The 12,783-nt window shown below is 72.0% G+C and carries 13 protein-coding genes; 3 read left to right on the top strand and 10 right to left on the bottom strand.

The window, feature by feature from the left end; genetic code table 11:
• Positions 1 to 95: 95 nt before the first annotated feature.
• Positions 96 to 1,394 carry an NAD(P)/FAD-dependent oxidoreductase gene (locus FR742_RS10330; protein ID WP_148030745.1) on the bottom strand — a complete coding sequence of 433 codons (1,299 nt, stop codon included), beginning with the start codon at positions 1,392 to 1,394 and terminating at the stop codon, positions 96 to 98.
• Positions 1,395 to 1,432: 38 nt separating this feature from the next.
• Positions 1,433 to 2,758: an alpha/beta hydrolase gene (locus tag FR742_RS10325; RefSeq protein WP_222708883.1), complete on the bottom strand. Its 1,326-nt coding sequence runs from the start codon at positions 2,756 to 2,758 to the stop codon at positions 1,433 to 1,435.
• An 86-nt stretch (positions 2,759 to 2,844) separates the two neighbouring features.
• On the opposite strand from FR742_RS10325, the gene FR742_RS10320 reads away from it, so the two are divergent.
• The gene (locus FR742_RS10320) at positions 2,845 to 3,546 is read left to right on the top strand and encodes an endonuclease V (protein WP_148030744.1); all 702 of its coding nucleotides are present in this window, start codon (positions 2,845 to 2,847) and stop codon (positions 3,544 to 3,546) included.
• On the opposite strand, the gene FR742_RS10315 is transcribed toward FR742_RS10320, so the two are convergent.
• Positions 3,509 to 3,880 (bottom strand): hypothetical protein, encoded by a 372-nt coding sequence (locus tag FR742_RS10315; protein ID WP_148030743.1) that lies wholly within the window; start codon positions 3,878 to 3,880, stop codon positions 3,509 to 3,511. The two genes, FR742_RS10320 and FR742_RS10315, sit on opposite strands and share 38 nt — an antisense overlap.
• Before the next feature lie 111 nt (positions 3,881 to 3,991).
• Entirely contained in the window at positions 3,992 to 4,615 is a 624-nt protein-coding gene (locus FR742_RS10310) for an NADPH-dependent F420 reductase (RefSeq protein ID WP_148030742.1), read from the bottom strand.
• A gap of 82 nt (positions 4,616 to 4,697) precedes the next feature.
• Here FR742_RS10310 and FR742_RS10305 point away from each other — a divergent pair, with 82 nt between their 5' ends.
• A complete protein-coding gene (locus FR742_RS10305; RefSeq protein ID WP_261808461.1) occupies positions 4,698 to 5,036 on the top strand; it encodes a helix-turn-helix domain-containing protein in 339 nt (112 codons plus the stop codon).
• 5 nt (positions 5,037 to 5,041) lie between these two features.
• On the opposite strand, the gene FR742_RS10300 is transcribed toward FR742_RS10305, so the two are convergent.
• The 6 genes from FR742_RS10300 to FR742_RS10275 form a co-directional block, all read right to left on the bottom strand.
• Positions 5,042 to 5,872, bottom strand: coding sequence for a carbohydrate ABC transporter permease (locus FR742_RS10300; RefSeq protein ID WP_148030740.1), 831 nt, complete (start codon positions 5,870 to 5,872; stop codon positions 5,042 to 5,044).
• Complete coding sequence (locus FR742_RS10295) at positions 5,862 to 6,803, bottom strand: carbohydrate ABC transporter permease (RefSeq protein ID WP_148030739.1); 942 nt, start codon at positions 6,801 to 6,803, stop codon at positions 5,862 to 5,864. Before FR742_RS10295 ends, FR742_RS10300 begins: the two co-directional genes overlap by 11 nt.
• Position 6,804: 1 nt before the next feature.
• On the bottom strand, positions 6,805 to 8,064 hold the full coding sequence (locus FR742_RS10290; protein ID WP_148030738.1) for a sugar ABC transporter substrate-binding protein: 1,260 nt from the start codon (positions 8,062 to 8,064) through the stop codon (positions 6,805 to 6,807).
• 17 nt (positions 8,065 to 8,081) lie between these two features.
• Positions 8,082 to 9,686, bottom strand: a complete 1,605-nt coding sequence (locus FR742_RS10285) for an FAD-dependent oxidoreductase (protein WP_222708882.1) — start codon at positions 9,684 to 9,686, stop codon at positions 8,082 to 8,084.
• Between the two features lie 8 nt (positions 9,687 to 9,694).
• Positions 9,695 to 10,708, bottom strand: coding sequence for a LacI family DNA-binding transcriptional regulator (locus FR742_RS10280; protein WP_148030737.1), 1,014 nt, complete (start codon positions 10,706 to 10,708; stop codon positions 9,695 to 9,697).
• A 113-nt stretch (positions 10,709 to 10,821) separates the two neighbouring features.
• Complete coding sequence (locus tag FR742_RS10275) at positions 10,822 to 11,298, bottom strand: DUF6968 family protein (RefSeq protein ID WP_148030736.1); 477 nt, start codon at positions 11,296 to 11,298, stop codon at positions 10,822 to 10,824.
• A gap of 68 nt (positions 11,299 to 11,366) precedes the next feature.
• Here FR742_RS10275 and pyrF point away from each other — a divergent pair, with 68 nt between their 5' ends.
• Positions 11,367 to 12,173 (top strand): orotidine-5'-phosphate decarboxylase, encoded by an 807-nt coding sequence (pyrF, locus tag FR742_RS10270; RefSeq protein WP_148030735.1) that lies wholly within the window; start codon positions 11,367 to 11,369, stop codon positions 12,171 to 12,173.
• Positions 12,174 to 12,783: the final 610 nt, after the last annotated feature.

Genomic DNA, 12,783 nt, shown 5'->3' with positions numbered 1-12,783 from the left:
GGCGTCCGTCCTCACGCGGTGGCCGGGGCTGTCAGGATCGCCTCACCTGCCGCGCGCCGTACGGGCTCGCGGTGGCCGGGGCCGTCAGGGTCGCCTCACCTGCGGCGCGCCGTACGGGTGAGTCCGGCCGCCAGGATGGCGGCGGCCAGTCCGGCGGCGGCGGCCCAGCGGCGCTGGCGGGTGACGCGCCGCTCCACCTCGGAGTACGGGGTCGTGGAGAACGACACCAGCTCGTAGCGGGACGCGTACCGGCCGGGCAGCGCCCGCTCGAGCGCGTGCTCCAGCCGCTTGCCGGCCAGGAACAGGCGGGAGCTGACCTTGTCGCGCATCTCCACGAAGTTGTCCAGCGCCAGCCGGGCGATCACGTCGGTGTCGGCCTTGCGCCGCTCGAACAGCTCCAGCGCCGCGGCGAAGTCGTCGCCCGTCTCGTCGAGGCACCGGTCGAGCTCGACGCAGTCCTCGAAGCCGCAGTTGGCGCCCTGGCCGTAGAAGGGGACGATGGCGTGCGCGGCGTCGCCGATCAGCCCCGCCGTCACCTCGCCGGTGGTCACGTGCCAGGGGCTGCAGCGCATGGTGACGAGGTGGCCGACGGGATTGGCCTGGTAGTGCTCGACCAGGCCGGGCATCAGCTCGAACGCGTCCGGATACTCACCGGCGAAGCGCGCCCTGATCCGTTGCGGGGTGTCGAGGGCGGCCAGGTCGTCGTGCGGCCAGAACAGGGTGCAGGTGAACGACCGGTCGGGGTTCGGCAGGGCGATCATCATGGCGCGGCCGCGCGGCCAGATGTGCAGCGCCCCCGGCTCCATGGCGTACGCGCCGTCCCTGGGCGGGATGGTCAGCTCCTTGTAGCCGTAGTCGAGGTACTCCTGCCTGAAGTCGACGCCCGGCAGGGCCTGCAACCGGGCCCTGACCGCGCTGTGGGCGCCGTCGGCGCCGATCACCATCCGCGCGCGGGCGGTGGCGCCCGAGCCGAACTCCAGCCTGCCGGTCCGCTCGTCCAGCCCGGTCAGCCGGTGCTCGAACAGCACCTTGACCCCCGGCATGGCGGTGGCCGCGTCCAGCAGGATCCTGTTGAGCTCGGCGCGGCCGATGGAGTTGATCGCGTGCCCGCGGTCGGCGCTGTAGGGCTGGAAGGTGAGCTCGCCGTCGAGGGCGTGCATCATCCGGCCCGGCATCGGGATCGCGGCTCCGAGCACCTCCCGGTCCAGGCCCAGCCGGCGCAGCGCGTCGACGCCCCGCTCGGAGATCGCCAGGTTGATGGACCTGCCGCCGTCGGCCCCGGCCCTTCTCGGGTCCGGGCGTCGCTCGTACAGGGTGACCTCGTGTCCGCGGCGGGCGAGGAAGCAGGCGAGCAGGCACCCGACGAGCCCCGCGCCGACGATCGTGACCTCCATCACTCCTTCGTACGGGCGAGGCCGCGTGATGTCCAGAGCTAGTGGAGCGCTTCGGCGATGGCGTGGGCGGTGGCTTCCCAGATGGGGGTGCGGGGGTCGATGACGGCGAAGTGGTCACCCACCATTTCCAGATAGGTCACCTCGTCTCCGGCGTTCGCCGCGGCGCGCGCGTACCGTCGGCCGAAGTCCACCAGGTCCAGGTCGTCGCCGGAGCCCTGCACGATCAGCTGCCGCACCTTGATCGGCACCCGTACCAGCGGCGACGCCCCGCCGTAGACGCGTTCGGCGGTGGAGCGTTCCCGCTCGGGGAGGTCGTCCCAGGTGGTGACGCCGAGCGCGGCGGCCACGGCGCCCGTGCCGACCCAGCGCCGGTCGCCCTCGACCAGGTCGAGCACCCCGGCCAGGGACACGGCCAGCGCCACCCCGGCACCGTCGGCGGCGGCCCGCAGCGCGAGCTGGCCCCCGGCCGAGTGTCCCGCGACCGCCAGCCGTCCCAGGTCGAGCGGCGCGTCCAGGCGGGTGAGCGCCTCCACCCCGGCGGCCACGTCGGCGGTGGTGGCGTCCCAGCCGTGCAGGTCGGGGCGGCGGTACTCGAGGTTCCAGACGGCGAACCCGCGGGCGGTCAGATCGGCGCAGAGCGCCTCCATGAGGTCGGCCGCCCAGACGGACCGCCAGTATCCGCCGTGCACCAGCACCACCACCGGCGACGGACCCCCGGCCACCTCCCCTGCACGAACCCCCAGCACCGCGGCACGCCTGCGGGGCAGCAGGGGGACCCCATGCTCCCCCGAAGCGGCATCACCTTCCGCGACCGGGATCGCGGACCCCACGTCGCCGGCCGGCGAGGGATCCCCGGAAGGGACATCACCCTCCGGAACCGCACGCGCGGGCCCCGCGTCGCGCGCTGACGGGAGGTAGAGGTGGCCCCACTGGTCTCGATGCGGGCCGTACGGGATGCGGACGTGGGGGTGTCTGATGCGGTGGACCGCGTGGCGGACGGCCCACCGGAGGCCGGCGAGGCCGCGGCCGTGGAGGTGGGTGGCGTCCTCGGCCACCTCGACGCCGTCCGCCCGCCAGATGTCCAGCCAGGTGACGGGCCCGAGCGGCTCGGCCATCAGGGTCCGCAGCTCGCCGGGTCCCGGCAGGATGACGACCGCGTGGCCGGCCGAGTTGTGCCGCTCCCCCTGCCCGCCGCCCGAGCCCGGATGGCGGCGGCGGGTGCGGGCCCGGACGTCGTCGGGGTCGCGGACGCGGGTGATGACCCCGCGCACGCCCAGGGAAACGAACTCGCGTTCGGCGATCTCGCCCAGGAGGGCCTCGTCCGCGGCCAGTCCAGGGCCGATCAGCACCAGGACATCGCTCATGACTTCCGACACTACAGAAGTTTCACCATCTGGGCCTTTGCTTAATCTTGTATCGGTATAGAAGTGGCCCGGCGTAGGTTGACCGGGTGCGTGTCGATCTTCTTCATCCCTGGCCGGAGAGCGTCGCCGAGGCGGAGGCCGTCCAGGAGCTGCTCCGCCCGCGCGTCGAGCTGACCGGCCCGGACCGGTTCGCCACGGTCGCGGGCCTGGACGTGCACTACCACGGGGACGACGACCTGTCCGCCGCCGTGGTGGTGCTGGACGCGGCCACGCTGTCCGTGGTGGAGCAGGTGGTGGTGAACGGCAAGGCGGCCTTCCCTTACGTGCCGGGCCTGTTCGCCTTCCGCGAGCTGCCCGCGCTGGTGGAGGCGCTGGAGCGGCTCACCGTCACGCCGGACCTGCTGGTGTGCGACGGGTACGGGCTGGCGCATCCGCGCGGCTTCGGCCTGGCCTGCCACGTGGGCGTGCTGACGGGCCTGCCGGCGCTGGGCGTCGGCAAGACCCCCTTCGTGGGCGCGCACGAGCCGCCGCCCCCGGAGCGCGGCGCGTGGTCGCCCATCGAGCTGGACGGCGTCGTGGTCGGACGTGCCCTGCGCACCCGTGACGGCGTCAAGCCGGTGTACGTGTCGCAGGGGCACCGCATCTCGCTGGAGACGGCGACCGGCCAGGTGCTGGCCCTGACGCCGCGCTACCGGCTGCCCGAGCCGATCCGCAGGGCCGACCACCTGGCCAGGCATCGGGACCCGGCCGCTAGGGCCGCCACGACCAGGTCACGAGCCACACGCTGACCCCGAACAGCGCCGCCCCGAGCGGGACGTGGACCAGCACCTGGCCGGAACCGCCCAGCATGGTCTGCACGAACCCGAGCAGCAGCGCCACCAGGCTGACCAGAGCCGGCCAGCCCGCGCCGCGCCCCGGCCGCCACAACAGGACAGCCGTGACCAGCAGGACCAGGCCGAGCACGTGGACGGCCCCCGAGCCCGCCCCGTGCATGCCCGGCCCCGCGCCGCCGAGCATCTGGCCGGCCGTGACGGCCTGGAAGAGCACCGCCGCCGCGTTGAGCAGCGCCGCCGCCCGGAACGCCGTCAGATATCCGCTGCGCTGCACGACCTGGGTGACCACTGGTTTCTCCTTCGACCTCGTACGAGATCACCAGGATCGCGGCCCCCGCCCCCGCGGACATCCGCCGCCGGTCGTCATCGCGTGTACACCAGGAGTCGTACCCGGGGCCCGTCAGGCGGGCGGGTGGGCGCCGGAGTGTTCCAGGGGCGGCAGCACCGCCTGGGCGTCGGCGCCGCCGGACCAGAGGCCGATCATGAACGCGGCCGTCGCCTCCAGCAGCTCGGCCCGGCCGAGCCCGCCGCCGTCGACCGGTGCGCACCCCAGGTCCTCGGCCAGCCCGCGGGCGAGCGCGAGCGCGTCCGGGTCGTCGCCGCAGAGCGGCACGGCGAGCGGGCGCCCGCCGAAGACGGGCGGCGTCATCCGCCACACGTCCACGTGACACAGGTTGAAGGCCTTGACCACGTGCCCGCCGCTCAGCCGGGCGATCTCGCGGGCGACGGGCCGGAAACCGTGCGGTCCCACGTCGTTGGTGACGTCGATCACCGGCTTCCCCCGCGCCGCGTCCCCGGCCTCGGCGAGCACCGCGGGCACCGCCTCGGCCAGGACCGCCACCACGGCGACGTCCCCGAACCCGGCCGCCTCCCGGAACGTCCCCGCCCGGGCGCCCGTCGTCGCGGCCAGGGCCGACGCCCTGGCCGGGTCGCGCCCGCTCACCATGATCTCGTGCCCGGCCCTCGTCCACTGGGCGCCGAGGGCGCCGGCCATGTTCCCCGCTCCCAGGATCCCGATCCGCATGTCACTCCTCCACGTGCTGGTACATGTAGGAGAGACCCTAGAAAGCCCGATACGCACCATCCGGTGCCTTACGGAGGCCGCGTTGTTCCTCGCCGACTGCCAGGCCAGGCTCGCGTTCGACCTGCTGGCCAACACCTGGAACGCGGTCGTCCTGTGGTCGCTGCGCCACGGCCCCCGCCGCCCGGCCGACCTGCGCGTCCAGATCGGCGGCATCAGCCAGAAGGTGCTCACCGAGACGCTGCGCCGCCTGGAGTTCAACGGCCTGGTCCACCGCCGGGCCTACGCCGAGGCGCCGCCCCGCGTCGAGTACGAGCTGACGGACCTGGGCCGGAGCCTCGTCGGGCCGATCGGCGCGCTCGGCGCGTGGGCGTTCGAGCACGCCGAGGAGGTGATGGCGGCGCAGGACAGGGCGGGCGCATGACGTGGTCAGCCTTTCAGCCCGGTGTGCGCCAGCCCTTCGATGAACTGGCGCTGCGCCAGCACGAACACCACCAGGACGGGCAGCGCCGTCATGCTGGCCGCGGCGAGCTGCACGTTCCACATGGGCCCGCCGTAGGCGTCGACGAACTGGGTGAGCGCCTGCGGGAGCGTGAAGTTGGCGGGCGTGGACAGGTAGACGATGGGTTCGAGGTAGAGGTTCCACGAGTGCAGGAAGGTGAAGATGGCGACGGCGCCGAGCGCGGGCCGGGCCAGCGGCAGCGCGACCCTGGCGAAGGTGCCGAACCGGCCGAGCCCGTCGACGCGGGCCGCCTCCTCCAGCTCGCCGGGCAGCGCGATGAAGAACTGCCGCATGATGAACGTGGCCAGCACGCTCGGCGCGCCCAGGATGGGCACCAGGATCAGCGGCCAGTGCGTGTCGGTCAGACCGGCGGTGTGGAACATCTGGAACAACGGGACGATCGTCACCTCGCTCGGGATGAGCAGCCCGACCAGCACGACCACGAACAGCGCGTTCTGCCCGGGGAAGCGGATGCGGGCGAAGGCGTAGCCGGCCATGGCGGCGACCGCCATCGTGCCCACGGTGACGACGGCCGCGATGTAGAGGCTGTTCCAGTACTGCTGGGCGAACGGCTGCAGCTCGAACACCCGCCCGTACGAGGAGAAGTCCCACCGGCCGGGCAGAAGCGACGGCGGGAAGGAGAAGATGTCGCTGATCGGCTTGACCGACGAGGTGACCATCCACCAGGTCGGGAAGACGAACGGCACGCACAGCGCGCACAGCGCCCCGTACAACGCGAGCTTGACCCTACGACTCATGGAAGACCCACTTCCGGCGCATCCGCCACTGCACCAGCGTCAGCACGGCGACGATCAGGAACAGCAGGACCGACAGCGTCGCCCCGTACCCGAAGTGCCGGAACTGGAAGGCCTGCTGGTAGAGGTAGTAGACGAGGACCGTGGTCGACATGCCGGGCCCGCCCTGGGTGAGCACCGCGATCTGGGCGAACACCTGCAGCGACCCGACCACGGTGATGATCGAGGTGAGCAGGATGGTCGGGCTGATCAGCGGCACCGTCACGCGGCGGAAGCGGGTCCACGCGCCGGCCCCGTCGAGGTGCGCGGCCTCATAGAGCTGCCTGGGCACGCCCTGCAGCGCGGCCAGGAAGAGCACCATGTTGAGGCCGACGTTCTTGATCACCTGGACGACGACGACCGACAGCAGCGCGGTGCCCTCGCCGCGCAGCCAGTTGGGCCCGTCGACCCCGGTGACGGCGAGCAGCCCGTTGACGCCGCCCTCGCCCTGGAGCAGGAACTGCCAGACGATGGTCCAGGCGACCAGCGACACCAGCACCGGCGAGAAGAACAGGGTGCGGAAGAACGTGGTGCCGGCGAGCTTCTGGTTGAGCAGGATGGCCAGGGTGAGCGCGAGGGCGAGGTTGAGCACGACCAGGCCGACCGAGAACAGCGCGGTGCTGGTCAGGACCGCGCCCATGTTGGGGTCGGCGAGCAGCTTCTCGTAGTTCCGGCCGCCGACGAACTCGAACGTGCCGGCCAGCACGTTCCACTCCTGGAGGCTGTACCAGACGACGAGGCCGAGCGGCAGCAGCACGAACAGGACACTGCCGGCGAGCTGCGGCGAGACGAGCAGGTAGCCGACGAGGGCGTCGCGGCGCGGGATGGTCCAGAAGGGGCGGCGCCGGGCGGCGGCGTGACCCGCCACCCGGTCGCCGATGTCCGTCGCGGTCATGTCACGCGCCGAGCATGGGCTGGATCTTCGCGCACACGCCATCCAGCACGGTCTTGACGTCGGCGTCGGCCACCCACAGCGCGTCGAGCGAGGCCCGGACGGTCTGCGCCAGCTCGGCCTGGCCGGTGTGGCTCGGCTTGACGACGCCGGTCTCGATGCCGTCGATCACGACCTCCTGGAGCTGCTCGGGCTTGAGCAGCGGGCTGGTCTTGGCCATGGTCTCGGCGGTGAGCAGGGAGTCGCGGGCGGGCGGGAAGTAGGCGGCGAGCTTGGCGGAGTTCGCCTCGTCGGTGAAGAAGGCGAGGAAGTCGGCGGCCGCTTCGGCGTTGGGCGACTTCTTCAGCACGCCGATCCCGGCCTGCCCGATGACCGCGTACTGACCCTTGGGCCCCGCGGGCAGCGGCACCAGGTCCCAGCCGAACTCGCCGTCCTCCAGCATGGCGGCGCGCGAGATCTGCGCGACGACCATGGCGGCGTCGCCGGCGAAGAAGTCGGCGACGGTGCCGGGGGCGGGCATGGCCTTGTCCTTGAAGATCATCGTGTGCAGGAACGTCATCGCCTCGACCATCTCGGGGCTGTTGAACCGGCAGGCGGTGCCGTCCTCGCTGTAGGCGGTGGCGCCCCAGCCGCGCCAGATGGTGGCCAGGTTGTCCCAGCCCTTGTAGTCGAAGTCCCAGATGGTCAGGCCGTGCTTGCCCTTGGCGGCCACCGCCTTGTTGATCTCGTTGGCGTGCTCCCAGTCCCACTGGCCCGCCTTGATCAGCTCCTGGGGCGTCTTCTGGCCGGCGGCCTTGACCAGGTCGGTGTTGACGAACACGCCGAACGGCGAGGTGGAGAACGGGTAGGCGAACAGCTCGCCGTCCTTCTCCCACAGCTTGGTCGCGGCGGGGACCAGCTCGCCCGGGTTCTGGATCTTGCTCTTGAGCGGGACGAGCGCGCCTGAGCCGACGAAGTCGGGGGCCGAGTTCTCCAGGATCCAGGCCAGGTCGGGCGGGTTGCCGCCGGCGATCTGGGTGGTGAGCGTGGTCGTGTAGTTCTCGAACGGCAGCGGGTCGAAGGTGATCTCGCCGGTCTCCGGGCGGGTCTTGCGGTAGTCGTCGGCGATCTCCTTGAACAGCTTGAGATGGGCCTCGTTCGAGGTCCAGATCGTCATCCGGAGCGGCTGCGGGCCCTGCGCGGCCGGCGCGTCGCCGCCTCCGCCGCCGCAGGCGGTGACCGTGAGCAGGGCGCTCAGCGTGAGGGCGGCCAGCTTCGTCTTCATAGGGGGGTTCTCCTTCGTCAGTATCCGGTGACGTCGGGCCAGCGCAGCTCCACCCCGTCGCGGGTGAGGCGGTGCTGGTAGTCGGCCAGGAGCCGCTCGTCCTCCCGCACGGCGTGCGGGGTGGTGGCGTGGTCCAGGCAGAACGCGGCGAGCGCGCCGGCGGCCTCGCCGACGTTCCACTCCACCGGGTGCAGGCGGTAGGCGCCGTTGGTGATGTGCGTGGTGCCGATGTTCTTGCAGGCGGGCAGCAGGTTGACCGTCCGCCGCGGGATGAGCGCGCCGAGGGGGATCTCGAACGGGGAGCAGGCGACGTCGATGTAGTTGTCGCCGCCGGTCGAGGGGTGCAGGTCGATGCGGTACATGCCGACGCCCACAGAGTCGGGGTAGGAGACGGCGCCCTTGTCGCCGCGCACCGCCGCGGACAGGTCCTGCTCGGTGACGGTGGTGAGGGCCCGGATGCGCCGGGACTCGCGGATGTAGGGGGCCATGGCCAGGCCGTCGGCGCCGCCGGTCACGTCGCCGCGCGGGCGCAGGCCGGGGTAGCCGGTGCCGCCGTCGTGGCGGGGCGCCTCCGTCTGCAGCCAGTAGAGCACCGACAGGGACAGCTCGCGGGCCGCCGCCAGGTGCCGGCCGGCGTCCGGCACGTCGATGACGGGGCCTTCGAGATAGTCGATCATCGGCCAGTTGACCAGCGTGATGTCGCTCTCGTACGCGCCGGGCAGGAAGTTGTCGCGGGCGGCGATCCTGCGGAAGGTCCACAGGTTGGCGTCGCCGGGGTTGACCCGCTGGTCGGCCTCCACCAGCCGGGGGTCGTCGCCGGGGTTGGGGGTGAAGGAACGCTCCACGATCTCCAGCGTGCGCGGGCTGGGGCAGCGCCACGACAGCAGCTTGTCGCCCCAGAACGACGGCTGGTAGGACCGCCAGAAGTCGTACGAGGCCGGCCGGTCGACGGTGTGGTCGCCGTCCACGTGGTCCATCGCGAAGCACACGGACACGGCCTGCATGTTGAGCGGCTGGGCCTCCTGCGGCGCGCTCGGCTCGCCCGTCTCGGCCTGCGACTCGAACCCGGTGACGTACTCGACCCCGGCCAGCGGCAGCAGCTCGCCGGTCTCGGTGGCGTCCAGCACGTACGCGGCGGTCGCGGTGATCTCGCCGCCGCCGTCTCGGTGCGCGAGCCGCACCGCCGTCACGCGGTCGCCGTCGGTCTCGGCCGCCACCGGGCGGTACGGCTGCAGCACGCGCAGCCTGCCCGACCCGCGGTACTGGGCGAGCATGGCCTCGATGACCGCGACCGCGACCCTGGGCTCGTGGCAGAGCCTGCTGACGTGGCCGGCGCCGGGGTTCAGCTCGCCCCACGCCCGCGCCCGCTCGGTCAGCGGGTAGTGGTCGCGGTAGTAGCGGCGGATGCCGTCGCGCAGCGCCCGATAGCTGGCGGTGACGCCGAACCGCTCCACCCAGGTGTGCTCGTCCGGCGGCACCGCCTGGCTGGTGAGCTGGCCGCCCAGCCAGTCGTACTCCTCGGTGAGCACCACCGAGCGGCCCGCCCGCAGCAGGGCGAGGGCGGCGGCCACGCCGCCCAGCCCGCCGCCCACGACGAGCGCGTCTGCCGATATCTCAACCACGTGGGGGATCACCTTTCGTCGGGGACGGGCGCCAGCGTCGATCCGTCGACGAGCTCGCACGCCAGCAGTTCCTGCGGGTTTCCGCCGCGTTCCAGCACCCGGGTGAGCAGCTCGACGGCCCTGCGGCCCATCTCGCGCCGGGGGATGCGGAACCCGGTGAAGTCGATGTCGGTGGAGACCGGCCTGGTGGGCGCGCCGAGCGCGACGATCGACAGGTCGCGCGGCACGTCCAGGCCCCGGGCCAGGGCCGCTTCGGCGATGGCCGCGCCGTCGGCCAGCTCCTCGGCGAACACCACGGTCGCGCCGGACTCGAACAGGCCGGCGGTGGTGGTCAGGTGCAGGCCCTCCGCGCCGGTCTCCGCGACGCCCGCGATGAAGCCGCGCAGCCGGTCGGCGTACGACTCCGCGCCCCGGCCCACGCCGACGTAGGCCATCCGCCGGTGCCCGAGCGCGGCGGCCCGCGCGACCAGCGCGCGCACCGCCGGCGGATACTCGGCGCCCACGTACGGCACGGGCCCGCCCGCGTCGTCGCGGCGGCCGACCGAGACGAACGGGATGCGCTCGGCCAGCAGCCTGGCCAGGTCGTCGCGGTCGACGGTGCGGCCGAGCAGCACGCAGCCGTCGGCCAGCCGGATCCGGCTCTCCGCGCTGAAGATCCGCCGCCGCTCCCCCTGCGCCGCCTTGGCGCTGGTGAACAGCAGCAGGTCGCAGCCCGCCTCCTCGGCGCACTCCTCGATGCCGACCAGGAACGGGTGGTAGAAGTCGGCGCTCTCGGCGGGGAAGACCGCCTCGTAGGTGAACACGCCGTAGATGCGGTTGCGCCGCTCGGCCAGCCGGCGCGCCGCCGGGTCGGCCACGTAGCCGGTGTCGCGGATCACCTGGAGCACCCGGTCGCGGGTCTCGGGCGAGATCCGCACCTCGCTCTCGGCCTTTCCGTTGAGCACCAGGGACACCGTGGTCTGGCTCACCCCGGCCATCCGCGCGATGTCCTGCTGCGTCAGACGCCGCCCCGAACTCGTCACAGTCCGTCACCCGTTCCGTTGCTAATGCGCATTAGTGCGACATTGTGCGACCGCACGCACTGCGCGGTCAAGAACTAATTCGTATTAGCACAGCGGATCGGTCGAGCGGCGGCCTACAGCCGCATCTGCGCCGGCATCAGGGTCTCGGCGTCGGACAGCTCCACGCCCAGCAGCTCGCCGCCGCCGCCGAAGTCGAGCACCACGCCGTCGGCGACCACCTGCCGCGCCGCCTCGCCCGCCACGATCTCATGCTTCATCGATATATAGGCGATGTTGTGGTAGCGGTCCCAGCTGGTGTAGACGGTGCACGGACGTCTGCCGCCCGGCTCCTCCTCCGAGGCGAGCAGGCCCTCCCTGGATTCGTGCGAGCCCGCCAGCGCCGCCCGCACCATCGCCATCGCCAGCTCCACTGCCTGCAGGGATTCGGCGCCCGTGGCCTTCCGCTCGTGCTCCCAGCCGGCCAGCCCGTCGATCCGGTACGGGCAGGACCAGTCTCCCCCGGCCTCCGCGTACGGCATGCCGATGGCGGCGACCACCTCCCGAGGGGGCTCGGTGCGCAACGTCAGCGTGCGGCGAGCGATCTCGTACATGTTCGTCGCTTTACCCGGAGCGCCCGCTCGGGAAGACTGCCCATGCGACTTCACGAAGGGGGCGTGTGATGACCGAGTCGTTCGGAACACGGTTACGAGCCAGGATCGACAAGTACGGACCGCTCTGCGTGGGGCTGGACCCCAGTCCCGAGCTGCTGCACGCGTGGGGGCTGGACGACTCCCCCGCCGGTCTTGAGCACTTCAGCCGGGGTGTGGTCGACGCGGTGAGCGACCTGGCCGCCGTGGTCAAGCCGCAGTCGGCCTTCTACGAGCGCTGGGGCAGCCGGGGCGTCGCGGTGCTGGAGCGCACCGTCGCCGACCTGCGCGACGCCGGCCCGCTGGTGCTGCTCGACGTCAAGCGCGGCGACGTCGGCGCCACCATGGCCGCCTACGCCGAGGCCTACCTCGACCGGGGCAGCCCGCTGGCGGCCGACGCGGTCACGCTCAGCCCTTATCTCGGGTTCGGCAGCCTGGCGGGCGCGATCACCTCGGCGCTGGCCGCCGACGCGGGCGTGTTCGTCCTCGCCCGCACCTCCAACCCCGAGGGCGCGCGCCTGCAGGAGGCGGTGGCCGGGGAGATCTACGAGGGGGTACGTGCCGCGAACGCCGGTCGCGACCCGCTCGGCTCGGTGGGCGTGGTGGTGGGCGCGACGGTGACCGACCCCGGCTACCCGCTCGACCGCCTCAACGGCCCGATCCTGGCGCCGGGGCTGGGCGCCCAGGGAGCGACTCCGGCCGACGTCGGACGCTTGTTCGCGACCGTACGGCACGCGGTGCTGCCGTCGGCCTCCCGGTCCCTGCTGGCGGACCAGACCGGACTACGGGCCCGTACGGAACGCTACCGCGACGAGTGCGCCCACCACCTGAGCCCCTGACACCACCCGTCGCTTTCCCACACGCCCGCCCCTTGCCCCCGTCAGCCCACCCGTCCCTGCCGCTGCTCCACAGCTCCGAGGCGTGGAACGCGAACCGATCGAACAGGCCGTCGTCCTGATGACGTCTCAGGTGCAGCATGGGCGAGTCGTGTCCGACCAGCTTGGCCAGGTGAGGCGTCACAAGCATCTCGGAGTCGAACCGGAACACGCTCATGGCGATGTGCTCGTCGCCGTACCTGGCCTCGATCCCAGGGACGTCGCGTAGCCGCTCGATCTCCGACAGCGTGATCCGGATGCGTGTGGACACGGTCAAGGGGACGTTCTCCGCTTCCTCACGGCTCCGTGTGACGTCACTCTCCGGGTCGCCGACGAGGAAGCGGATCTTGCAGCCCTGTTGAGCCTTCCGCTTGAGCGCCTTCGCCAGGTTGGGATGTTCCAGCCACAGGAAGTAATTCGTGTAACCGGCGAACACGATCTCGTTGCGTGCCGCGTTGATGAGATTGCGCCAAATCGATTTCGGGCATGCAGAGCGATACGGATAAACTGACAAGACTTCTTTGTCCGGCCCCGTTTTCACTGTGTTGCGGATTGCGTCTGGCCATAGCACGGC

Origin of the sequence: Nonomuraea sp. C10, from assembly GCF_008017515.1 — a bacterium.
In the GTDB taxonomy this organism is placed as follows: Bacteria; Actinomycetota; Actinomycetes; order Streptosporangiales; family Streptosporangiaceae; genus Nonomuraea; species Nonomuraea ferruginea.
This window is presented reverse-complemented; position numbering and strand designations above follow the sequence as displayed.